At 69.9% G+C, this 22,022-nt stretch carries 19 protein-coding genes and 1 pseudogene; 6 read left to right on the top strand and 14 right to left on the bottom strand.

The window, feature by feature from the left end:
• Nucleotides 1-622 (bottom strand): annotated as a pseudogene (locus ACFV4K_RS13715) (hypothetical protein); the annotation flags it as partial.
• Nucleotide 623: 1 nt separating this feature from the next.
• Nucleotides 624-1,670: a 3-oxoacyl-ACP synthase III family protein gene (locus ACFV4K_RS13710; protein ID WP_379274786.1), complete on the bottom strand. Its 1,047-nt coding sequence runs from the start codon at nt 1,668-1,670 to the stop codon at nt 624-626.
• 311 nt (nt 1,671-1,981) lie between these two features.
• Here ACFV4K_RS13710 and ACFV4K_RS13705 point away from each other — a divergent pair, with 311 nt between their 5' ends.
• The 3 genes from ACFV4K_RS13705 to ACFV4K_RS13695 all read left to right on the top strand — a co-directional run bounded on the left by ACFV4K_RS13705 (nt 1,982) and on the right by ACFV4K_RS13695 (nt 5,612).
• On the top strand, nt 1,982-3,649 hold the full coding sequence (locus ACFV4K_RS13705; RefSeq protein WP_379274784.1) for a fatty acid CoA ligase family protein: 1,668 nt from the start codon (nt 1,982-1,984) through the stop codon (nt 3,647-3,649).
• The gene (locus ACFV4K_RS13700; RefSeq protein WP_379274782.1) at nt 3,646-4,680 is read left to right on the top strand and encodes an NAD-dependent epimerase/dehydratase family protein; all 1,035 of its coding nucleotides are present in this window, start codon (nt 3,646-3,648) and stop codon (nt 4,678-4,680) included. The genes ACFV4K_RS13705 and ACFV4K_RS13700 overlap by 4 nt, the downstream gene beginning before the upstream one ends.
• Before the next feature lie 101 nt (nt 4,681-4,781).
• Nucleotides 4,782-5,612, top strand: a complete 831-nt coding sequence (locus ACFV4K_RS13695; RefSeq protein WP_379274780.1) for an alpha/beta fold hydrolase — start codon at nt 4,782-4,784, stop codon at nt 5,610-5,612.
• A 23-nt stretch (nt 5,613-5,635) separates the two neighbouring features.
• Here the strand turns inward: ACFV4K_RS13695 and ACFV4K_RS13690 are convergent, their stop codons facing one another.
• Entirely contained in the window at nt 5,636-6,589 is a 954-nt protein-coding gene (locus ACFV4K_RS13690; RefSeq protein ID WP_379274778.1) for a helix-turn-helix transcriptional regulator, read from the bottom strand.
• Between the two features lie 63 nt (nt 6,590-6,652).
• Here ACFV4K_RS13690 and ACFV4K_RS13685 point away from each other — a divergent pair, with 63 nt between their 5' ends.
• Nucleotides 6,653-7,801: an epoxide hydrolase family protein gene (locus ACFV4K_RS13685; protein ID WP_379274776.1), complete on the top strand. Its 1,149-nt coding sequence runs from the start codon at nt 6,653-6,655 to the stop codon at nt 7,799-7,801.
• Between the two features lie 36 nt (nt 7,802-7,837).
• Here the strand turns inward: ACFV4K_RS13685 and ACFV4K_RS13680 are convergent, their stop codons facing one another.
• From ACFV4K_RS13680 to ACFV4K_RS13665, 4 genes are all read right to left on the bottom strand, one after another.
• The gene (locus tag ACFV4K_RS13680; RefSeq protein ID WP_379274775.1) at nt 7,838-8,710 is read right to left on the bottom strand and encodes an LLM class flavin-dependent oxidoreductase; all 873 of its coding nucleotides are present in this window, start codon (nt 8,708-8,710) and stop codon (nt 7,838-7,840) included.
• A gap of 80 nt (nt 8,711-8,790) precedes the next feature.
• On the bottom strand, nt 8,791-9,099 hold the full coding sequence (locus ACFV4K_RS13675) for a pyrimidine/purine nucleoside phosphorylase (RefSeq protein WP_357288183.1): 309 nt from the start codon (nt 9,097-9,099) through the stop codon (nt 8,791-8,793).
• Between the two features lie 90 nt (nt 9,100-9,189).
• Complete coding sequence (locus tag ACFV4K_RS13670; protein WP_379274792.1) at nt 9,190-10,119, bottom strand: patatin-like phospholipase family protein; 930 nt, start codon at nt 10,117-10,119, stop codon at nt 9,190-9,192.
• Between the two features lie 58 nt (nt 10,120-10,177).
• Nucleotides 10,178-10,987: a hypothetical protein gene (locus ACFV4K_RS13665; RefSeq protein WP_379274772.1), complete on the bottom strand. Its 810-nt coding sequence runs from the start codon at nt 10,985-10,987 to the stop codon at nt 10,178-10,180.
• Nucleotides 10,988-11,026: 39 nt separating this feature from the next.
• On the opposite strand from ACFV4K_RS13665, the gene ACFV4K_RS13660 reads away from it, so the two are divergent.
• Nucleotides 11,027-11,158, top strand: coding sequence for a hypothetical protein (locus tag ACFV4K_RS13660; protein ID WP_379274771.1), 132 nt, complete (start codon nt 11,027-11,029; stop codon nt 11,156-11,158).
• Between the two features lie 34 nt (nt 11,159-11,192).
• Here the strand turns inward: ACFV4K_RS13660 and ACFV4K_RS13655 are convergent, their stop codons facing one another.
• From ACFV4K_RS13655 to ACFV4K_RS13635, 5 genes are all read right to left on the bottom strand, one after another.
• Entirely contained in the window at nt 11,193-13,559 is a 2,367-nt protein-coding gene (locus ACFV4K_RS13655) for a RelA/SpoT family protein (protein WP_379274769.1), read from the bottom strand.
• A gap of 151 nt (nt 13,560-13,710) precedes the next feature.
• Nucleotides 13,711-15,309, bottom strand: coding sequence for an ABC-F family ATP-binding cassette domain-containing protein (locus tag ACFV4K_RS13650; protein WP_379274767.1), 1,599 nt, complete (start codon nt 15,307-15,309; stop codon nt 13,711-13,713).
• 172 nt (nt 15,310-15,481) lie between these two features.
• Entirely contained in the window at nt 15,482-16,675 is a 1,194-nt protein-coding gene (locus tag ACFV4K_RS13645) for an MFS transporter (RefSeq protein WP_379274765.1), read from the bottom strand.
• Nucleotides 16,676-16,742: 67 nt separating this feature from the next.
• The gene (locus ACFV4K_RS13640) at nt 16,743-17,222 is read right to left on the bottom strand and encodes an RrF2 family transcriptional regulator (protein WP_379274763.1); all 480 of its coding nucleotides are present in this window, start codon (nt 17,220-17,222) and stop codon (nt 16,743-16,745) included.
• A gap of 43 nt (nt 17,223-17,265) precedes the next feature.
• Entirely contained in the window at nt 17,266-19,245 is a 1,980-nt protein-coding gene (locus tag ACFV4K_RS13635; RefSeq protein ID WP_379274761.1) for a peptidoglycan DD-metalloendopeptidase family protein, read from the bottom strand.
• 159 nt (nt 19,246-19,404) lie between these two features.
• On the opposite strand from ACFV4K_RS13635, the gene ACFV4K_RS13630 reads away from it, so the two are divergent.
• A complete protein-coding gene (locus ACFV4K_RS13630) occupies nt 19,405-19,692 on the top strand; it encodes a hypothetical protein (RefSeq protein WP_379274760.1) in 288 nt (95 codons plus the stop codon).
• Nucleotides 19,693-19,728: 36 nt separating this feature from the next.
• Here the strand turns inward: ACFV4K_RS13630 and ACFV4K_RS13625 are convergent, their stop codons facing one another.
• Together ACFV4K_RS13625 and ACFV4K_RS13620 are read right to left on the bottom strand one after the other, a co-directional pair.
• Nucleotides 19,729-20,301 carry an adenine phosphoribosyltransferase gene (locus ACFV4K_RS13625; protein ID WP_379274759.1) on the bottom strand — a complete coding sequence of 191 codons (573 nt, stop codon included), beginning with the start codon at nt 20,299-20,301 and terminating at the stop codon, nt 19,729-19,731.
• Between the two features lie 39 nt (nt 20,302-20,340).
• Complete coding sequence (locus ACFV4K_RS13620) at nt 20,341-22,011, bottom strand: ABC transporter substrate-binding protein (protein ID WP_379274790.1); 1,671 nt, start codon at nt 22,009-22,011, stop codon at nt 20,341-20,343.
• Nucleotides 22,012-22,022 lie beyond the last annotated feature (11 nt).

Genomic DNA, 22,022 nt, shown 5'->3' with positions numbered 1-22,022 from the left:
GATCGGAGGTGGCGGCGCGCACGGTCAGCGCGCCGCGGCCCGCGGTCCCGGCGGCTTCGAGGTCGGCCCACGCGGTCGGGGTGAGCGGACCGGTGCTCCCTGTCGCGTAGAGACGGCCGAAACCGCCCCCGTCACCGCCGGCGTGCAGCAGGATCGCGGCGCCGCCGGCCGTGTACGGGAAGTCCTCGCGGCCGCGCTCGGTGGTGGGGTGGGTGTCCCCGGCGACGATGAGCGCGTACTCGACATCGCCCAGCCCGGTGAAGCAGTGCGCGGTCATGAGGGCGTGCAGCACCCCGGTGCCGCCGTTGAGCAGATCGAAGGAGAAGGCGGGCAGGCGGCCGGTCTCGTACTCCAGGCCGACCTCGAGGCGCTTCTGGATCAGTGCGGCGACGGCGGGTTCGGCGATATTGCTGTCGCGGAACACCCCGGCATTGATCACCAGGCCGACCCGGTCGGCGGAGATCTCGGCGGCGGCCAGCGCCCGCCGTCCCGCACGGGCGGCGAGTTCGAAATAGCTGCCGGTGTCGGCGTCGGTGCACACGGCCGCGGAAACGATTGCGGTGCGCCCACCCGTCACCCGGCCACCACCCCTCACCGAATCGCGAAGCGATGCTGTATTCATGTCAGGCCTCCAGCCGGGAGATCGTTGCGGCGAGGTGACCGGAGACCACCCCGGACGCCTCGGGGATCAGCAGCACCTTGGAGCCGCGCGGAATTCGCCCCTGCGCCAGATGTTCGCGCAGCACCAGGAAGTGGGAGGTGGACGCGGTATTGCCGTACTCGGCGTAGATATTGAGCGCCTGCGGCATGGGGGTGTCGAAATGGCGTTCGGTGAGCGAGCTGATGTACTCGATGGCCGGGCCGCTGAACTGGTGGTGGATCCAGTAGTCGTATTTCTCGCTCTCCCAGGCCCGGCCGGTCTCGAAGAAGAAGTCGGCCATGCGGGAAATGCCCTGCAGGAATCGTGATTCGCTGGCCAGTGCCCGGTTGTCGGTGTACATGGCGATGCCGGTGGTCTTGTCGCTCGGCATGCCGATGCAGTGTTCCGCGCCGGCCGAGGTGGTCATGAGTTCGATGTAGTGGATCTCGTCGTCATCGTCGCCGTGGTCGTCGACCACCACCGCCACCGCGGCGTCGCCGACGGTGAGCGCCGCGAACTGCGGGTCGTAGGGTTTGGAGATCTCGCGGGTGGCGGTCTCGGCGATGGGGGTGATCTGCTCGCCGCTGACCACCAGGCCGCGGCGCACCACGCCGGCCTTGATCATGCGGTCCAGCACCAGCACGCCGGTGATCATCCCGGCGCAGGCGTTGGACAGGTCGAAGTGCAGCGCCTTGCCCGCGCCGATGGCGGCGCCCAGCTGGGCGGCGAACGACGGGGCGAAGCAGTATTGCCCGGGCGCGGTGAACCGGGTGATCGAGACCGAGATGATCACGTCCAGGTCCTCGGCCGCGTAGCCGGAGCGTTCCAGGCAATCCTCGATGGCCCGCTGCGCGAGCACGAAGGAGGATTCGTAATCGCCGGGGTCGCTATTGTGCACGCGGCGATTCTTGATTCCGGTAATTCGTTCCAGATCCAAGGCCCGCGGCACCGACAGGGCATTGATGACGTCTGCGGTGGAACGGATGGTGCTGGGTGTATACGCGCCAATGGATTCGAAGCGTGTACGCATGTGGCCCCCTGCTCTCTCGGGTGGATTTCCGTAGGCCCCGATGCCGAGTGGAAAGCTACCGTACGGAGGGGTGGACGAGAGCGGGACGATGATCACGGATCAGCCTGTTGTACACAGTATTTCGATTCTCCGTAGGGGTGGGATAGGGGGTGCGGAGCAACCGGTGTCGGTACCGCGAGACACACTAAACCCGCTGTATATCAAACGAATTCGAATCGACACGGCTAGCGGCCGCGGAGAGCCCCGTGTAGCCTCACCGACATATTCCTCGCATTCCTCGACAATTCCCTGGGGGAAGTGTGTCGCATTCCTTGCCCACTGTTTATTGGCGCGCCCTGGATCGATTCACCGATATCGTTTCCGACCATCCTTCCCGGGCGGCGGTGATCCACGCCGAGGGCCGCACCCGGGCCGGCCTGCCCGACTACCGGCAACTCACCTACGCCGAACTCGACGCGTGGTCGGACACCATTGCCGAGCGGTTCCTCGCGGCCGGCGTGGGCCGCGGCGTGCGCACCATCGTGCTGGTCCGGCCGGGGCCGGAGCTGTACGCGGTGCTGTACGGGCTGTTCAAGATCGGCGCGGTGCCGGTGGTGATCGACCCCGGCATGGGCTTGTTCAAGATGCTGCGCTGCCTGCGCGCCGCCGACGCCGAGGCGTTCGTCGGGGTCACCGAGGCGCAGGCGCTGCGCATCGTGTTCCGCGCCTACTTCCGCAAGGTGCGGGTGACGGTCACCGCGGGCCGCTCCTGGTGGCAGGGACCCACCCTCGAGAGCTGGGGCCGCACACCGGCTTCCGCCCTACCCGAGCGCGAGCCCGCCCCCGACGACGAGCCGCTGCTCATCGCCTACACCACCGGCAGCACCGGGCCCGCGAAGGCGGTGGTGCTCACCCACGGCAATCTCGCCGCCATGATCGATCAGGTGGATGCCGCGCGCGAGCACGTCGCGCCGGAGACCTCGCTGATCACCGCACCGGTGGCGGGCATCCTGGAACTGCTGCTCGGATCCCGGTGCGTGCTACCGCCGTTGATCCCGTCCAAGGTCGGGGCGACCGATCCCGCGCATGTCGTGGACGCGGTCGAACGGTTCCGGGTGCGGACCATGTTCGCCTCCCCCGCCGTGCTGATCCCGCTGCTGGACCACATCCGCCGCACGGGGGCCGCACTGGCGAGCATCCGCAGCGTCTACTCCGGCGGCGCACCGGTGCCGGACAGCTGCATCGCCGGACTGCGCGAGGTGCTGCCCGCCGACGCCAAGGTGTACTCGGGATACGGCGCGACCGAGGCGCTGCCCATGGCCACCATCGAATCCCGGGAACTGCTGGGCGAACTCGTGGCGCAGGCCCACACCGGGCACGGCGTCTGCGTGGGCGCGCCCGCGCCGCACGTGCGGGCCCGCATCATCCCCATCACCGATGATCCGCTGCCGGACTGGTCCGATGTCGAGGGGCGGGGCGGCCTCGCGGGCCCGCTCGGGATCGGGGAACTGGTGGTGTCCGGGCCGAATGTCAGCACCCGCTACTTCTGGCCGCCGACCGCGGACCGGGTCGGCAAGATCACCGACGACGAGGTGATCTGGCATCGCACCGGCGATCTGGCCTGGCTCGACGACGCGGGACGAATCCGGTTCTGCGGCCGCAAGAGTCAACGGCTGGAGACGGCGCACGGGCCGATGTTCACCGTCCAGGTCGAGCAGATGTTCAACACGGTGACGGGCGTCGCCCGGAGCGCGCTGGTCGGCGTGGGCACGCGCGGCGAGCAACTGCCGGTGCTGTGCGTCGAACTCGAGCCCGGGGCCGACCGCGACGCCGTCGAGCGCGAATTGCGCGGGCGGCGCGACGAATTCGAGATCGCCAAACCGGTGACGGAGTTCCTGTTCCATCCCCGCTTCCCGGTGGACATCCGCCACAACGCCAAGATCGGCCGCGAACGACTGACGGTGTGGGCGGACAAGCAGCTCGGGCAGGGGGCGTCATGAAGGTCTTGGTGACCGGGGCCTCGGGGTTCCTCGGCGGCGCGCTGACCCGCCGCCTGGTCGGCGACGGCGAGCACGAGGTGTCGATTCTGGTGCGGCCCACCAGCGATCTGCGCGACCTGACCCCGGTGCTGGGCCACGTGGAGCGGGTGGTCGGCGATCTCCGTGATCCGGCGTCCCTGGAGCGGGCGGTCGCGGGCGTGGACGTGGTGTTCCACAGTGCGGCGCGGGTCGACGAGCGCGGCACCCGCGCCCGCTTCTGGGCCGAGAACACCACGGCCACCGCGCGTTTGCTGGCCGCGTCCGCCGCCGGTGGCGCGCGGCGGTTCGTGTTCGTGTCGAGTCCGAGCGCGCTGATGGATCGTGACGGCGGCGACCAGATCGATATAGACGAGTCGGTTCCGTATCCGTCGCGCTATCTGAACCACTACTGCGAGACCAAGGCCGCCGCCGAACGCCTGGTGCTGGCGGCCGATGCGCCCGGCTTCACCACCTGCGCGCTGCGGCCGCGCGCCATCTGGGGCGCGGGCGATCGGTCCGGGCCGATCGTGCGGCTCCTGGAAAGGGCGGCGGCGGGGACCCTGCCGGATCTGTCGGGCGGGCGCGGCGTCCACGCCTCGCTGTGCCACGTGGACAATATCGTCGACGCCATGGTCAAGGCCGCGGCCAGCGAGAACGTCGGCGGCAGAGCGTATTTCATCGCCGACGCCGAACGCACCGAGGTGTGGGGGTTCCTCGCCGAGGTCGCCGCCGACCTCGGGTATCCGCCACCGGACCGGGCGCTGGACCCGCGTCTGGTGGCGCTGGTGGTCTCGGCGATCGAGAACCTCCGGCGGGTCCCGTATCTCGCCGAGCACTGGACCCCGCCGCTGTCGCGCTACTCGGTGGCGGTGCTCACCCGCACCGGCACCTACGACACCTCGGCCGCCGCCCGCGATTTCGGATACCGGCCCGTTATGGACCGCGACACCGGCATGGCCGAATTGAAATCCTGGATCCACCGCACGGGGGTGATCGCCGGATCCACCCGCTGACCAGCGTTCAGGCGCTCTCCACGAAACCTTGTGTTACGCGCGGTACCGGCTAACATGGCTTGGATACAGCGCAGTACCGCACTCAATGAGGAGAGCGCCCGATGCCGGCATTCGACTATCACGGCGTATCCGTCGCCTACGACCACGCCGGATCCGGCGATCCGATCCTGTTCCTGCACAATATCGGCGGCGACCGCAACATCTGGACCCACCAGACCCGGGCCCTGGCCGCCACGCACAGCGTCTACGCGCTGGACCTGTTCGGCTACGGTGACTCCGACTCCCCCACCGGCGGTTATACCGTCGCCAACTATGTGCGGCTGGTCTCGGAGTTCATCAGCGCCCACGATCTCACCACTGTGACGCTGGTCGGCAACTGCTTCGGCAGTGCGCTGTCGCTGCTCTACACCCGCGCCAACCCGCAGAACGTGCGCGCCCTGGTGCTGTGCAGCCCGCTCACGGCCGCCACCCTGCGGCCGACACCGACCGGCTGGACCGCCCGCGCCGCGTCCCGCATCCCCCTCGACTCGGTCGCGAGCGCCATCCGCCTGCCCGGCGTCGCCGCCAACCTCGTGGTCCGTGAACAGCTCGGCCCGCGTGGCCGCGCCATGACCTCCCCGTCGTTCACGGCTTTGCGTCACCGCTGGTCCGAGCCTCGCCGCCTGTACCCACCCGCCGCCATCGCGCGCGACCTCCCCACGTTGGCCACTCTCGACACCTTCCACCCCTCCCCCGCCTTCCCGCCCATCACCACCGTCTGGGGCGCGAAGAACCGGATCCTCTCCGCCGCCGCGGGCGCTCGTCTCAACGAAACCCTGCGTCCGGCCCACGCCATCACCGTCCCCGACTGCGGCCACCTGATCATGCTGGAACAGCCCGAAACCGTCACCGCCGCAATCCGTTCCGCGACCACCACCGCTCTCGCGGGCTGAAACAACCAGAGCGCAGGATCCGTTCAGCCGTCCCCGGCCGCGCGGCTCAGGAGCGTGGACAATTCACGCATGCGGTCGACCAGTTCCGGTGGTTCGATGACCTGGAATTCGAAGCCGAAGCCCGCGACGTAGACGGCTATCGCGTCCAGGGAGTTCGCGCCCGCGTGCAGGATGCAGGTGTTCGCGTCCACGGCTTCGAGGACGCCGACCGTCGAAGAGATGACATCGGCGGCCCGGTCGGCGGAGGTCAGCAGGGTGATCCGGGCGTGGTAGCGGTAGGGGGCCGAGGTGACGCCCCGGGACACCTGGTCGGCGGCGTCGGGGGCCTCACGCGGGGTGAAACGGGGGCCGGTCGGGATACGCGGGGTGAGACGGTCGACGCGGTAGGTGCGCCAGTCCTCGCGGTCGACGTCCCAGCCGGTCAGATACCAGCGGCGGCCGTGGTGGACCAGGCGGTGGGGTTCGGTTGTGCGGTAGGAGGTTTCGGTGCCATCGTGGGTGCGGTAGTCGAAGCGCAGACGGTGCTGGTCACGGATGGCGGCGGCGATGGTGGTGAGGGTGTCGGGGTCGACGCGGGGGCCGCCGGAGGGGACCGAGACGGTCGCATCCTGGAGGGCGGTGAGGCGGTGACGCAGCCGCGACGGGAGCACCCGTTCGAGTTTGGTGAGCGCGCGCAGGGAGCTCTCCTCGATGCCCGCGATGGTGCCGCCCGCGGCGGTGCGCAGGCCCATGGCGACCGCGACGGCCTCCTCGTCGTCGAGCAGCAGCGGCGGCAGGTTCGCGCCCGCGCCGAGGCGGTAGCCGGCGGAACCGGGCGTGGCGTCGACGGGATAGCCCAGGGCGCGCAGCTTCTCGATATCGCGACGCACAGTGCGCACGTCCACCTCGAGCTGCGCGGCCAGATCCGCGCCGCTCCACTCGCGCGGAGCCTGCAACAACGACAGCAATCGCAGCAGTCGAGCCGAAGTTTCCAACATGAATTCGATTCTGCCCGACAGCTAGGGCGGAACCTGTCCTAACTGGCCCGTAGCGTTGTTCTCATGAGCGAACAGGTCAGTCCCTTCCGCATCGACATCCCCCAGACTCGGCTCGACGATCTGCGGCAGCGGCTCGAATCCGCGCAGTTGCCCGCCCCGCTGCCGGGCGACGACTGGGACACCGGCGTGCCCGTGCACTGGCTGCGGGAACTGGTGGAGCACTGGCGCGCCGGATACGACTGGCGCGCCGCAGAAGCCGAACTCAACCGGTATCCACAGTTCCTCACCGAGATCGAGGGGCAGCGGGTGCACTTCCTGCACATCCGCTCGGCCGAACCGGGCGCGGTGCCACTGCTGCTGACCCACGGCTGGCCCGGCTCGGTGGTCGAATTCCTCGATGTCATCGGGCCGCTCACCGATCCGGCGGCGCACGGCGGCGACCCGGCCGACGCGTTCCACCTGGTCATTCCGTCGCTGCCCGGGTTCGGATTCTCCGGGCCGGTCGCCGACACCGGATGGACGCGGGCGCGGATCGGCCGGCTGTGGGCCGAGCTCATGCAGCGGCTCGGGTACGAGCGCTACGGCGTGCAGGGCGGTGACATCGGCGGCGCGGTGAGCCCGGAGGTGGCGCGCACGGCCCCGGACAAGGTGATCGGCGTGCACGTCAACGGCGGCACCAACCTGCCCCCGGCCTCGGCCGCCGAGGATCTCGACCAGCTCACCGAACTCGAACGCGACCGGATCCGCCGGATCGGGGCGTTCATGCGCGAGGAGTTCGGCTACATCGCGATCCAGTCGACTCGCCCGCAGGCGCTGGCCTACGGACTGGTGGATTCCCCGGTCGGGCAGCTGGCCTGGATCATGGACAAGTTCCGTGAATGGACGCACCCGCGCACTGTGGCGCCCGACAAGATCATCGACCGGGATCGCCTGCTCACCAATGTGATGCTGTACTGGCTGACCGGCACCGCGGGCTCCGCGGCCTACGTGGGCTACGCCCAGACCGGTGAATGGGGCGCTCCCGCAACCAATTCCGGTGTCCCGACCGCCGTCATCGCCTTCGCCCACGATGTCTGCATCCGGCGGTACTGCGAGCCGTCGAACACCATCACCCGCTGGACCGACGTCGACCGCGGCGGCCACTTCGCGGCCCTGGAGGAACCGGAGATCCTCGTCGGCGACATCCGTGAGTTCTTCCGCGACCTACGCTGAACACCGGCGCCCGAATCCGGTGCGGTCCGGCCGGATTCAGGGCACCAGCGGCCTGACCTGCTCGGCGGCGAAGCGGACGAAACCGACCGGGTCGGGCTCGTCGCCGGTGGGTTGCAGCACGACACCGGTGGCCCCGGCCTCGGTCCACGCGATCACCGCGTCGGCGATGGCCTGCGCCTCCCCGGCGACCCCGATGCCCGGGATGGTGTCGCGGTTCTCGGCCCGCAGTTCGGCCGCCACCCGGTCGGCGGCTCCGGGCCCGGTGGCGGCGAGCAGGTACACGACGACCGGATACGGTCGCGCCGCCAGGGATTCCGGCCGGGCGGCCCGCACGATCCCGGCGGCCGTGCGGACGCCGGCGGCGGGCGTGGAGCTGGTGAGGATCACCCCGTCGGCCGCCGCACCCACCAGTTCGAGGGTGCGAGGCCCGGCCGCGGCGGCCAGGATCGGCGGCGCGGCGGCCGGCGGCCAATCCAGCGCGACATCGTCGAGCTGAACATAGCGGCCCCGCACCGAGATTCGCTGCCCGTCGAGCAGTGCCCGCAGCGCCTCGAGGTATTCGCGCAGCAGCGTGATCGGCGAGGCGACCCGCGCCCCCACCTGCCCCATCCAGTCCTGCACCCCGTGCCCCACGCCCCAGATCCCACGCCCGGGGAACATCCGTTCCAGCGTGGCCAGCTCCATGGCGGTGATCGCGACATTGCGCAGCGGCACCGGGAGCACCCCGACGCCGATCCGCACCCGCTCACTCCAGGCCAATGCGGCCGCCGCGGTGGCGATCCCGCCCTCGCGGAAGCAGTCCTCCCACAGCCACAGTTCTTCGAGCCCCGACGCGTCGGCGGCCCGCACCACCTCCCGCAGCCGCTCCGGCGGTTGCTGCGGACGGAACACCACTCCCAGCGTCGTCATCCCCCATGCCTACCACGCGGACGGCGGAAACGACTGCGGCCCGGCCCCATTCGAGGGACCGGGCCGCGGGGAAGTTCCGCTCAGCCGAAGTGGCAGACGTAGTGGACCGGCTCCACGACCTCGATGACGAAGCTGGAGTTGCCCGGGACGGAGAAGGACTCGCCGCCCTTGTAGGCGACAGCCTCGGTCTCGCCGGCGAGGGTGACGTTGCACTGACCCTCGAGCAGCTCCATGATCTCCGGCGCGCCCGTGTTGAAGGTCAGGGTGGCGGGGAGGATGACACCGACCGACTTGCTGGTGCCGTCGGCCAGCTCGATATTGTGGCTCACACACTTGCCATCGAAGTAGACGTTGGCGCGCTTGGTGACGGTCACATTCTCGAACTTCATGCTGCTACGGAGTCCTTCGCTCGGATGGGGACCCGCCCTGGGGGGCGGTCCGGTTCGCGCCGATCGTACCGGTGACCTCCGGGCAATCGTTCAGTCGGGCAGGGCGGCGGCGCCCGCGTCGGCCAGTGCGTCCAGGGCCGCGACGGCCAGTGCCCGCCCCTGCTCGATGATCGGGGCGGCGCGATGGAAATCCATGGTGCCGCAGATGTTCTGCGGCACCGAGATCACCAGATCGGGCGGGTGAGCGGCGAGATGCTGGCGGGTGATGGAGGCCAGCATCAGGTCGATGGCCCGCTGCGCCACGTCGGTGGCGCGCACACTGCTCAGGGCGGGCGGTTGCTCCTCGACGGGAGCCTCCGGAGTGCGGCCGAGCCGTTGCGCGGAGGCCCGCCACCACTGGGTGAACCAGTTGGTCCGCGGTTGCGCCCGGTCGTAGGCGGGGTCGGGCGGGCCGGACAAGTCGACCCCGATGAGCAGATCCGCCTGCCCCAGCGCCATGGTGGCGACCACCGGCAGCGGATCGAGGACGCCCCCGTCGACGAGGACGTGGCCCTCCCGCAGCACCGGGGTGATGAAGCCGGGGATGGCGATCGAGGCGCGGATGGCGGCGTCGAGTTCGCCGTCACGGAACCAGGTCGAGCGGCCCGTGGTGATGTCGGTGGCGACCGCGATGTAGGGAATCGGCAACTGCTCGATGCACAGTTCGCCGAGCATCTCCCGGATCCGGTCCAGGATCTTCCCCGCCCGGATCACGCCGGGCTCACTGAACGCCGGATCCAGCAGGCGCGCCACCTCGAACTGACCGAGAGTCGTTGCCCAGGACGTGAATTCGTCGAGCTTGCCCGCCGCGTACAGTCCGCCGACCAGCGCGCCCATCGACGACCCCGCCACCCCGGTGATCTCGTAGCCGCGTTCCCGCAGTTCCGCGATGACGCCGATGTGCGCGTATCCGCGTGCCCCGCCGCTGCCCAGGGCGAGGGCCACCCGTTTGCCGGTCGGGATCGCGCCACCCAGCGGCAGCGCACCGCCGATCGGCGCGGTGCTGCTCGTCGGCACCGAATCGCTCGTCGGTACCGAGTCACGCGTCGCCATGGACTTCTCCCGTCTCGACGGCGACCGGACCGACCGGTGTCGACTGCTCGGGCCGCCAGCGCCGCAGCAGGAACGCCCCGACGATCACCAGCGCGACACCCGCGACGACCACCACGACCCGGTCACCGCTCTCGGCGAGCCAGCGCGAGGCTCGAGCCAGCGTGAACACCGCGGCGGCTCCGGACAGGATCGGGGCCAGCGAGCAGTCCGGTCCCTCACCGGGCATCGGCCTGAGGTGATTGCGGGCCGGAAGGTTCGCCGCCACCAGCGCCAGCGCCACCAGGATCAGCCACACCGGCGGTGCGCCGCCGAACACGCGGTCCAGGGTGCTCGACCACCGGTCCTCGTCCGGTGGCTGGGCGAGATCCCCGAAGATCACCGAGCTCAGGCAGCCGAACAGATACGCGCCGCCCGCCAGGGACGGCCTCCACACCACGGGCGCGAGGCAGCCGATGATGACACCGGCGCCCAGGGCGTCGACGTAGTTGACGGTGGTCAGCGAATCCATGCCGACCCCGGACATGCCCACGTGATTGACCAGGATGCCCAGCAGCGCGATCGCGACCGCGTACCAGGCCGCGCGGCTGCTGCCGATGCTCACCACCGCGGCCGCGCAGATCACCGCGACCATGGCGCCGGACTCCATGGCCAGCGGCACGCTGCGCACCATGAGGTCGACCTTCTGGGGTGCGGAGGTGAACCAGCCGTAGCTGACGGGCATCATGATCGCCAGCCCGGCCGTCGCGGTGGCGGCGTAGACCGCCGCGAACCGCCCCAGCGCCCGCCACTCCACCATGTCCTTGACGGTACGGCGCTCAGCGAACAGCCCGCAATCATGACTCGCGGACGCGCCGGTCCGGATCGGTGGGAGCGCGGCATCACCGTCGAGTACATCGACTTCTCGGTGTCGCGACTGTTCGGCGGCGCGTTCCGCTGCTCCACCCAGCCGCTGCTGCGCGCCGAATGACCGCTCCCCCACCCCGTTTCGGGGTGGAGGGACGTCAGGCGGCGGAGGTCACGCGGTAGACGTCGTAGACGCCTTCCACATTGCGGACCACATTGAGCAGGTGCCCGAGGTGCTTCGGGTCGCCCATCTCGAAGGTGAACTTGGAGATGGCGACCCGGTCACCGGAGGTGGTGACCGCGGCCGAGAGGATATTGACCTTCTCGTCGGCGAGCACCTTGGTGACGTCGGAGAGCAGGCGGGTGCGGTCGAGAGCCTCGATCTGGATGGCGACCAGGAAGACCGACGACGGCGACGGCGCCCACTTGACCTCGATGATGCGTTCGGGCTCCGCGCGCAGCGAGTCGGCATTGGTGCAGTCGGTGCGGTGCACGCTGACCGCGCCGCCGCGGGTCACGAAGCCCATGATCTCGTCGCCGGGCACCGGGGTGCAGCACTTGGCCAGCTTGGAGACGGTGCCGGGCGCGCCCGGGATCTCCACGCCCGCGTCGCCGGTCGTGCGCTGGCGGGCGGGCACCGTGGACGGCGTGGACCGCTCGGCCAGTTCGTTCTCGACATCGCTGACGCCGCCGAGCTGGGCCATGAGCCGCTGCACCACGTGGTGCGCGGACACCTGGTTCTCGCCGACGGCCGCGTACAGCGCGGAGATGTCGGTGTAGTGCAGTTCGTGGGCGAGGGCGCTCATGGCGTCCACGCTCATCAGACGCTGCAGCGGCAGGCCCGAGCGACGGACCTCCTTGCTGATGGCGTCCTTGCCCGCCTCGAGGGCCTCCTCGCGGCGTTCCTTGGCGAACCACTGCCGGATCTTGGCCTTGGCGCGCGGGGACACCACGAAGTTCGACCAGTCCCGCGAGGGGCCGGCGTTCTGGGCCTTGGAGGTGAAGATCTCGACGACCTCACCGTTCTCCAGCTGCCGTTCCAGCGCGACCAGGCGGCCGTTGACGCGCGCGCCGATGCAGCGGTGCCCGACCTCGGTGTGCACCGCGTACGCGAAGTCGACCGGGGTCGACTTCTGCGGCAGCGTGATCACGTCGCCCTTGGGGGTGAACACGAAGATCTCCGGCGACTTCAGGTCGAAGCGCAGCGACTCCAGGAATTCGGCCGGGTCGGCCGCCTCCCGCTGCCAGTCGAGCAGCTGACGCATCCACGCCATGTCGTCGACTTCGGTGGAGTCGCTGGAGTGCTTGCCCTTGGTCTCCTTGTACCGCCAGTGCGCGGCGATGCCGAACTCGGCGGTCCGGTGCATGTCCTGGGTGCGGATCTGCACTTCCAGCGGCTTGCCGTCGGGGCCGACCACGGTGGTGTGCAGCGACTGGTAGACGCCGTAGCGCGGCTGGGCGATGTAGTCCTTGAACCGCCCGGCCATGGGCTGCCACAGCGAGTGCACGACGCCGACCGCGGCGTAGCAGTCGCGTACCTCGTCGCAGAGGATGCGGATGCCGACCAGGTCGTGGATGTCGTCGAAGTCCTTCCCCTTGACGATCATCTTCTGGTAGATCGACCAGTAATGCTTGGGGCGGCCCTCGACGACGGCCGTGATCCGGCTCGAGGCCAGCGTGTTGACGATCTCGGCGCGCACCTTGGCCAGGTAGGTGTCGCGCGAGGGCGCGCGGTCGGCGACCAGTCGCACGATCTCGTCGTACTTCTTGGGGTGCAGGATCGCGAACGCGAGATCCTCGAGCTCCCACTTGACCGTGGCCATACCGAGGCGATGCGCCAGCGGCGCGATCACCTCGAGGGTTTCGCGCGCCTTCTTGGCCTGCTTCTCCGGCGGCAGGAAGCGCATGGTGCGCATGTTGTGCAGCCGGTCGGCGACCTTGATCACCAGCACGCGGGGGTCGCGGGCCATGGCGATGATCATCTTGCGGATGGTCTCGGCCTCGGCGGCGGCGCCCAGGTTGACCTTGTCCAGCTTGGTGACGCCGTCGACCAGGTGGGCGACCTCGGTGCCGAATTCGGCGGTCAGCTCGTCGAGCGAATACCCGGTGTCCTCGACGGTGTCGTGCAGCAGGGCGGCCACCAGGGTGGTGGTGTCCATGCCCAGCTCGGCCAGGATGTTGGCGACCGCGAGCGGATGGGTGATGTACGGGTCGCCGGACTTCCGGAACTGGTGCTGGTGCTTCTCGTCGGCGACGTCGAAAGCCCGTTGCAGCAGAGCCAGATTCGCCTTCGGGTACAGCTCGCGGTGCACGCTGGCGAGCGGTTCCAGCACCGGCTTGACCGCCGCGATGCCGCGCTGCCCGGTCATACGGCGGGCCAGGCGGGCGCGGACGCGGCGGGAGGCGGACGTGGGGACGGCGGTGGTGTTGCGGGCGGCGGCCGCGGACTGGGCGTTGGCCGCCTTGGTGTCGGATCCTTCCTCGGGCGATTGCCCCGAGTTCGCCTTCTCCAGATGCTGTGTCATGCCACCTCCGCTCGCGGCCTCGAAAGGAAAACCATATCGGACCGTTCAACCACCCAGATCATCCACTTTAGTCCTGGAATCGGATCACGACCGGGGCAGCGTTCACCGCCGGTGCCAACCGCTCCGGAGCGATGAACGATACCCGTCCTGCTCACTGTTCGCTCGGACTCGCCGCGAGCCCGTCGCGGGTCAGTTCCAGCCGTCGTGTCACCCCGATGCCGGCCAGGAATCGCGGGTCGTGGCTGACCACCACGAGCGCGCCCTGGAAGCTCGCCAGCGCCTCGGTGAGATGGGCGAGGCTGGGCAGGTCCAGGTTGTTGGTCGGCTCGTCGAGCAGCAGCAGTTTCGGCGCCGGTTCGGCCAGCAGCAGCATGGCCAGCGCCGCCCGCAGCCGCTCCCCGCCCGAGAGCGCCCCGGCCGCGACGTCGGCGTCGGCGCCGCGGAACAGGAACCGGGCCAGCTGGGCGCGGATCCGCTCGGGTGCGACGTGCGGCGCGGTGGCCGCGACGTTCTCGAACACGGTCTTCGATTCGTCGAAGACGTCGAGGCGTTGCGGCAGCATGCGCCACGGCACGGCCGGGCCCGCCTCCCGAATGCGGTGCAGCAGCGTGGTTTTGCCGATGCCGTTGCGTCCGGTGAGCGCGATGCGTTCGGGCCCGGTGATTTTCAGGGTCACGGTGGGTCCGCACGCCAGTCGCGCCTCGGTCAGGTCGAGGACGTCCTGGCCCGGGTAGAGCCGGGTGCCGGGCAGGTCGACGCGGATCTCGCGGTCGTCGCGCAGCCGGTCCTGCATGTCGGTCAGATGATCCTTGGCCTCCTCGACCTTGCCGATGTGGTTGTTGCGCAGCTTGCCCGCCGACACCTGGGCCTGGCGTTTGCGCTCGCCCATGACGATCTTGGGTTCGCGTTTCTGGTCCCACATCTTCTGCCCGTACCGCTGGCGGCGGTCGAGTTTGATGCGGGCTTCGACGAGTTCGCGCGACTGCTTGCGGACATCGCCGCGCGCCTCCCGGACGGCCGCGCGGGCGGCTTCCTGTTCGGCGTCGATGATCCGCTGGTAGTCGGTGAAGTTGCCGCCGAAGAGGCGCACCTCGCCGTGCCGTAGTTCGGCGATGGTGGTGACCCGGTCCAGCAGTTCGCGGTCGTGGCTGACGGTGAGCACGGTGCCGGGGAACTGGCCGACGACCTCGTAGAGCCGTTCGCGCGCCACTCGGTCGAGGTTGTTGGTCGGTTCGTCCAGCAGCAGCACATCGGGTTCGCGCAGCAGTTCGGCCACCAGGCCGAGCAGCACGGTCTCCCCGCCGGACAGGGTGTCCAGGCGGCGGTCCAGGTGCGCGACATCGCCTGCGACGTAATGCAATCCGAGCCGACCCAGCAGCGCGACGGCTCGTTCCTCGATGTCCCAGGCCGTGCCGACGGTCTCGAAGTCGGTGTCGTCGCCGGTCCCGGATTCGATGCGGTGCAAGGCCTTCCGGATCTCCGACAGCCCGAGCACCTCGTCCACCCGCTGTCCTGCGGCGAGTCCGAGATCCTGACGCAGGTACCCGCACCGCCCCGGCATGGTCACCGAGCCGCGCTGGGCGCGCAATTCCCCGGTGAGTAGGCGGAACAGGGTCGATTTCCCCGCGCCGTTGGTGCCGACCAGGCCGACGTGACCCGGCCCGAACTGGGCGTCGAGTCCGTCGAACACAGGGGTGCCGTCCGGCCACGCGAAGATGAGATCGGAAACAGAAATAACAGGCAAAGACATGCAGGACTCCCGAGAGTGAGCGAATGCGGCGCGCGATTGCGGGCCACTTGGCGATCACCTCAGAAGATCAACGGCATGTCTCCGATCAGACGGGAATGAGAACCGAACTACGGTAACCGAGATCAACAGGCCGGGGCAAGAACATATTTCGTGAGCCGAGTCTCAGCGCACGTCAGCGCGCTGTGACGCGCAAATACCCGAGCGCCGCCGACGCCAGCGCGGCGGCCACGCCGAACATGACCGTCACGCCGTGCCCCAGGGTGACCCCGCCCAGCACGCTCCCCGCCCCGATTCCGAGGTAGATGCAGGAGGCGTTCAAGGCCACCACCAGCCCGGATTCCGCGGGCGCGGCGGCGATGAGCCGGTGCTGTTGCGCGGGCGTCTGGCACCAGGTCGCCGCACCCCAGCCGAGCGCCAGCACACCGATGAGCACGGGAAGCCGGGCACCGGTCGATGCCAGCACGGCCATGACGCCGAGGGAGACGGCCATCAGCGCGTACCCGGAGGTGAGCACCGGGACAGGTCCGAACCGATCGGTGGCGTAGCCCGACGACAGATTGCCCGCGATCGCCCCGACCCCGTACAGGCCGAGCACCCACGCGGTGTCCGATGCCCCGATTCCCAAGGCCCCCAGGGCCGGAACCGCGTACGCGTACACGGTGTAGGCCGCGCCCATGCCGAGCACGGTGAGCGGCAGCACCGCCGCCACGGATCGATCGCGCAGCACCGCCAGCCGAGTCGCCCACGGCACCACCGGATTTCCGGGCAGCGCGGGCACCCACGCCGCGACCCCCGCCGCGGCCACCGCGCACACGACCGCGACGCCTATCAGCGCCGAGCGCCACCCCATCCGCTCGGCCAGCAGGTCACCGAGCGGCACGCCGAGCGCGGTCGCCACGGTCAGACCGCCGACCACGACGGCCAGCGCACGCGCGCGGGCCCGCGGCGGAACGAGCGCCGAGGCCACCGCCGCCGCGTTCGGGGTGAAGGCGGCAGCCCCGAGCGCGGCCACGTTCCGGGTGGCCAGCAGGATCCAGAACGCCGGCGCCAGCGCCGAGCCGAGGTTGGCCAGGGCGAGCACCAGCAGCGCCGACACCAGCAGGGTCCGGCGCGACAGCCGCGCGGTGAGCGTCGCCAGCACCGGCGATCCGAGCGCGTAGGTGGCGGCGAAGACCGTCACCGCCAGTCCCGCACTCGCGAGCGAAACCCCCAGCGTCCCGGCCACATCCGGCAGGAATCCGGCCAGAATGAACGAGTCGGTGCCGACGGCGAACGTGCCCAGCGCCAGAATCCCCGTGCGCCGCAGCCCGTTCCGACCGGCGATGTGCGCGGGTGCGGTCGAACCAGCCTTAACCGGGATACTCATCATCCCGAATCTCCTTCCGAAAAAACCCGGCGTGGGCCGGGTCGGTTCTCACGGGCGAAACGACCGGTCAGCCGGTCACGTTTTCATAGAAGCGGCGTGTGTACTTCGAGGCATTGGCGGGAGTCCCGGCCATCACGTCGGCCACTGTCTGCGCCGTCAGCTCCCGCCGCCAGGCCAGTTCCGCCCGCCCCATGGCCGCGGCGATGCCGCACGGTTTGGCGAATTCCTCGCTCCCCCGCGCGGCGCCCGCGCCACGACGGCGAATCTCGGTGCATCGGAAGGCTTCCGTACGCCCTTCGACGGCGGCGACGACGTCCATCAGGGTGATGCGTTCGGGCGCCCGCGCCAGCCGGTATCCCCCGCGCGCTCCGGGAGTGGACTCGAGGATCCCTTCCCGCACGAGCGGTTGGAGCCGCTTCTTCAGGTACTCCGGCGGGAGTTCGAAGATCTCGGCGAGCCGGGCGGTGGCGATCGGCGCGTGGTCGTCGAGCCAGCCCAGGGCCACACAGCAGTGCAGCCCCCATTCGACGCCTTCACCCATCAACATAAATAGGGATACTACATGTCCCGATATGCCGGGCCAACCCCGTTCAGCGGCCGATGCGGCGCGCCTTCATGCCATTGGCGAGGGGCACCTCGCCGACCTTGCCGCCGGCTTCGGCGTGCAGCATGCGACCGCCACCGGTGTAGATGCCGACGTCGGAGGGCCCCCGCGGCCCGAACGACCCGAACACCAGGTTGCCGGGCTCGGCCGACAGCAACGGCACCTCGACGCCCTGCTCCCACTGCTGTTCGGCGGTCCGCGCCAGGGTGATGGTGCTGCCACTGCCCGCGAACACCGCGGCCGCGGTCAATCCGGCCTGGTCGAAGCCGCCGTCGCTGGGCCCGCCGGGGCCGCCGCCGCCGAACACGTACGGCGTCCCGATCCATTGCTCACCGGCGGCCACGATCTGCGGGCCGAGAGCGGCGTGCGGGTCGGCCTGGAACCGGCCCTCACTGCCGAGGCTGCGGAACCCGGGTTCGGCGGCGAGGATGCGCGCCACGTACGGCCGGGTCTCGGTGTAGTGCCGCGAGATCTGGTTGGGCATACCGCCCGACGCCAGTACCGCGCCCTCACCGGCGTTGTAGGCGGCGACCGTGAGCGCGGTCAGGTCACCGGACACCTTCCCGGCGGCCATCCAGCCCTCGATGGTCTTGGCGATGGCGCACATGTAGCGACCCTGCCCGATGATGGCGTCGGCCGGATCCAGCACGCTGGCATAGCCTTTGCCGTCCGCGTCGATGACATAGGGCTGTCCGTCGGGAGCGAGGGCGCGGGCGGTGCCGGGCATGAACTGGGCGATGCCCTGCGCGCCGTCCGGGGAGACCGCATCGGTGCGGAACCCGGATTCGGCCTGCCCCTGCGCGGCCAGCAGTGACGCGCCGATCTCCGGGCACAGCGAACCCGCGCGCCGGTACCAGATCTCGAGTTCGGCCGGCACCTTCCCGGCGGCGAGATTGCCGCCGGCGGTGCCGAATCCGTCCTCGCAGTAGGGCCCCGCGGGCGCGGGTATGCTGCCGCCGGCCAGCCACGGCATCGGGTCGACCTGATGCCCGCCGGTCATGCGCCCGCCCGGGACCAGCTCGAAATGCAGGTGCGGGCCCGAGGATTCACCATTGCTGCCCACATCGGCGATGTGGCGGCCCATCTGGACGATGTCGCCGGTGCGCACGAAGATGCCGTTCGCGTACATGTGCCCGTACACCGTGGAGTAGCGGCGGCCGCTCTCGTCGAGGGAGTCGATGACCACCCAGTCGCCGAAGCCCGAGGCCGCGCCCGAGGCCACCACCAGACCGTCGGCAGCGGCGTAGATGGGGGTGCCCGTGGCGGCCGCCATGTCCACACCCAGGTGCGCGCCACCACGCGCGCCGAAGGTGTCGGAGATGGTGAATGTGCCTGCGGCGAGCGGATATTGGTGGCGCCCCGCGCCGGTGAGGCTGCCCGCCTCGTTCACCCGGCCTGGCGCGGCGGCCATGGAGGCGTTGGCGGGGGCGAGCACGGTCGAGGTGGGGGCCGCGTCCTTGACGGTGACCAGCACCCGGTCCAGGCGATTGCGGGCCGCGTCGCCGCGATCGCCCAGTGGAGTCCACTGGATGCCGGCGGCCGCGCCGGGAGTCCAGCTGCGCTGCTTCCAGATCAGGTAGTCGACGCGGAAGGCGGCGGCGTTCTCCTGGAGGAACGACACGATGGCGTCGCCCTTGCCGGAATCGCCGCCGACGATGAATTCCACGGCGCGCCCGGCCTTCAGGTCCGGGGTGGCGTCGTCGTCGACCACGCCGCGCATGTCCATCATCCCGAAGCGGGCCACCGTGCAACGCAGGACGCGCAGCGCGCCCTCCTGCAGCCCCGCCTCGACGGGCGAGCCGGTGGACGGGCAGCTGGGTTCGGTGCGCGCGGAGGTGAACGCGGGGACGGCGGGCGATCCGGGGCCGCAGCTGGTCTCACTGGCGGGCAGGATGATGACGAGCAGCAGCGTCATCATCCCCAATATCAGGCAGATCGCCCCACCCACGAGGTATTTGGGCCTCACGCCCGAAAGCTCCCGGCCGCCGCGCTGATCACTCGGACATCATGCCATGGCGGACACGCGGTTTCACGGACCTGCGTGACTGTCACCCGCGACGTGCGTGTCTCTTTCGACGGACCTGCGTGTCTGTTTCGACCCGCATACCGCGGGCATCCCAGGGGTATGCCGTACGTCGCCCGCAATGAAGTCCACGCCGCTCGCATCATCAGCGGCGTCGGCGCGTTGTTCGCCCTCATCGAGGGCGTCTACATCCTGATGCTGGTCCTCAATGCCGACCAGTCCAACAAGTTCTTCGTCTTCATCAAGGGGCTCGCCGAACCACTCGCACTGTTCTTCCCGGGACTGTTCCACACCGGGAGCGTCGACTTCGACATCATCCTGGACTACGGTCTGGCCGCCATCTTCTGGCTGGTGGTCAGCGGATTCGTGGCCCGCATCATCGCCCGCTGACCGAGCGGACGATGATGCGCGACAAGAGAAATCAGGTCAGAGCTTGACGACGGAGGTCACCGGGTAATCCCCCTGGCGCTCACGGCCGTTGAGGAAGCCGAGCTCGAGCACCACCGCGGCCGCGGTCACCTCGGCCCCGGCGGCGATGAACAGTTCGGCCGCCGCGGCGAGGGTGCCGCCGGTGGCGAGCACATCGTCGAGCAGCAGCACCTTGCGGCCCTTCAGATCGATGCCGTCGGCCGGGATCTCCAGTGCGGCCGAACCGTATTCGAGGGTGTACTCGCGGGAGATGACCGGCGGCGGCAGCTTGCCCGCCTTGCGGACCGCGACCACGCCGGTGCCGAGGATGGCGGCCACGCCCGCGCCCAGCAGGAAGCCGCGCGCGTCGACGCCGGCGACCAGGTCGGCGTGGGGGGCACAGGAGGCGAAGCAGTCGAGCACGGCGCGGAAGCCCGCGGAATCGGCGAACACCGGGGTCAGGTCGGCGAAACGCACACCCGGCGTCGGGAAGTCATCGTGCCAGCGAGTCAGCCGCCGCACCGCTTCCTCGGCCCGGGCGGCCCGCTCCCCCACCAGTTCGGCCGTCTCCAGCATCTCGTGCTTGCTCATATACACCCACTCCTCGTTCACCACGCCGGTCCGGCACAACTACCGTTTCAGTACCCAGCGATCCATATTCCAGCCCGCGCCCGCCTTCGTGGCGCTGGCGATCCCGTTCTCCATGCCGTTGCCGAACCCGATGGTGCGGGGGGAGGCGAACAGCGGAATCGACGGCATCTCGCTCCAGAGCAGGTTCTCCTGCTCGTTGAGCAGATTCAGCACGGCCGTCGAGTTGTCCTCGGCCGCAAGCTGATCCGCGATGGCATCGTAGCGGCCGTTGCCGAACCGCCCGAAATTCAGGCCCGCGCCGGTGCGTAGCGCGGCGATGGCGTCGGTCGCGGCGAGCGTGCCGGAGGGGCCCGGCATGGCGGCGGTGCCGCCCAGGATCGCGTCGACCTTGCCCTCGGTGAGCTGCGCGGCGGTGAAATCCGGTGCGCCCGCGTCGATCACGTTCACGCCGGCGGCCTTGCAGGCGTCCGCGATGGCGGCGACCATGGCGGCGCGGCGCTCGTCGGGCTTGACGTAGCCGATCCGCACGGTCTGGTTGGCCACGCTCGAGGACGCGGCGGCCTGGGCGGCGGCGCCGTCGCCCTTGTACTTGTCGCCCGCACCCGAGATCGACTGGTAGTAAACCGAATCCTGTTGCACGGTCCGCGAATTCAGCGGACCGGCGCCCAGGCCGATCTTCACGGTGTAGTCCGGGTGCCCGAACTTCTCGAACAGCGCCTGCCGCGGCACGCAGGAGGCGAAACCGCGCCGCGCGTCGGCACGGTCGAACACGCCGCCGGTGGCGAGCACCAGCTGCTCGACGCCGCGACCGGGCAGATTCTGGCTGTGGAAGCTGCCCAGACCCACATCACCCAGCGATCCCGCGCCCACGTCCAGCACGCCGATCGCGTTGTCCGACACCTTGGACTTCAGGTCCGAGTGCCGGTCCCAGACCACGATGCGCCCGGTCCGGGGCTGGTTACCCCACCACTTCTCGTTCTTCACCAGAACCAGGCCGTCCTTGTCGGTGAAGGAGTCGATCCGGTACGGGCCCGACGACGGCAGCACCGTGGCGTCCACCTTGCCGGGGGTGAGCTTCCAGCCGTTGTTCCAGAAGTCGGCGACCCGCTCCAGGGTGGGCTGGTCTCCGGTCTGCACCGGGGTCACCACGTTCGGGATCTTCACCTGGGTGGCGGCCACGTGCGCGGGCATCAGCTCGGCGGCGTTGAAGAGAGCCTTCCACGCCGTATAGTGCTTGCCGGGGCGGAACAGCACGGTGGCGTCCTTGGATCCGGGCTGGCAGTCGACGCGTTCGATATCGCGGTAGCCGTCGGTGCTCGCCGCCTCGAACATCGGGACCGGGCCGCCCGGAGCGGGCTTGGTGAAACGCCCGCTGCGCGCGGCCCAGGTCAGCACCAGGTCGTCGCAGGAGGTGGGGATGCCGTCGGAGTAGACGCCCTCCGGGTTGAGCCGGTACTGGATGGTCTGGGCCTCGCCCGGCACCTCCTTGGCGGTGCCGGTGTCGGTGTCGGCCACCGGCTGCCCGTCGGGTCCGGTGTAGAAGAAGCCGGTCAGCACCCGCGAGAACACCGCGGTCGCACCGCTGTTCGCGCCGAGCGCACTGCCGCCGTTGTAGGTGGCGACGACCGCGTCCACGCCGTACCCGATGGAGGGCACCTGGTTCTTACTCGCGCAGCCCGCCAGCGCGCCGGCGGCGAGCGTGCCCGCCATCAGCGCGACGA

Origin of the sequence: Nocardia sp. NPDC059764 (genome assembly GCF_042732555.1) — a bacterium.
Classification (GTDB): domain Bacteria; phylum Actinomycetota; class Actinomycetes; order Mycobacteriales; family Mycobacteriaceae; genus Nocardia.
The sequence above is the reverse complement of the archived record's forward strand: the minus strand, read 5'-3'. Positions and strand labels throughout refer to the sequence as shown.

Bases quoted from the DNA above. Each gene is read 5' to 3' on its own strand.
- ACFV4K_RS13710 (WP_379274786.1), bottom strand. From the start codon at position 1,670: ATGCGTACACGCTTCGAATCCATTGGCGCGTATACACCCAGCACCATC.
- ACFV4K_RS13700 (WP_379274782.1), top strand. From the start codon at position 3,646: ATGAAGGTCTTGGTGACCGGGGCCTCGGGGTTCCTCGGCGGCGCGCTG.
- ACFV4K_RS13695 (WP_379274780.1), top strand. From the start codon at position 4,782: ATGCCGGCATTCGACTATCACGGCGTATCCGTCGCCTACGACCACGCC.
- ACFV4K_RS13690 (WP_379274778.1), bottom strand. From the start codon at position 6,589: ATGTTGGAAACTTCGGCTCGACTGCTGCGATTGCTGTCGTTGTTGCAG.
- ACFV4K_RS13685 (WP_379274776.1), top strand. From the start codon at position 6,653: ATGAGCGAACAGGTCAGTCCCTTCCGCATCGACATCCCCCAGACTCGG.
- ACFV4K_RS13680 (WP_379274775.1), bottom strand. From the start codon at position 8,710: ATGACGACGCTGGGAGTGGTGTTCCGTCCGCAGCAACCGCCGGAGCGG.
- ACFV4K_RS13675 (WP_357288183.1), bottom strand. From the start codon at position 9,099: ATGAAGTTCGAGAATGTGACCGTCACCAAGCGCGCCAACGTCTACTTC.
- ACFV4K_RS13665 (WP_379274772.1), bottom strand. From the start codon at position 10,987: ATGGTGGAGTGGCGGGCGCTGGGGCGGTTCGCGGCGGTCTACGCCGCC.
- ACFV4K_RS13660 (WP_379274771.1), top strand. From the start codon at position 11,027: ATGACTCGCGGACGCGCCGGTCCGGATCGGTGGGAGCGCGGCATCACC.
- ACFV4K_RS13655 (WP_379274769.1), bottom strand. From the start codon at position 13,559: ATGACACAGCATCTGGAGAAGGCGAACTCGGGGCAATCGCCCGAGGAA.
- ACFV4K_RS13650 (WP_379274767.1), bottom strand. From the start codon at position 15,309: ATGTCTTTGCCTGTTATTTCTGTTTCCGATCTCATCTTCGCGTGGCCG.
- ACFV4K_RS13645 (WP_379274765.1), bottom strand. From the start codon at position 16,675: ATGAGTATCCCGGTTAAGGCTGGTTCGACCGCACCCGCGCACATCGCC.
- ACFV4K_RS13640 (WP_379274763.1), bottom strand. From the start codon at position 17,222: ATGTTGATGGGTGAAGGCGTCGAATGGGGGCTGCACTGCTGTGTGGCC.
- ACFV4K_RS13630 (WP_379274760.1), top strand. From the start codon at position 19,405: ATGCCGTACGTCGCCCGCAATGAAGTCCACGCCGCTCGCATCATCAGC.
- ACFV4K_RS13625 (WP_379274759.1), bottom strand. From the start codon at position 20,301: ATGAGCAAGCACGAGATGCTGGAGACGGCCGAACTGGTGGGGGAGCGG.
- ACFV4K_RS13620 (WP_379274790.1), bottom strand. From the start codon at position 22,011: ATGGCGGGCACGCTCGCCGCCGGCGCGCTGGCGGGCTGCGCGAGTAAG.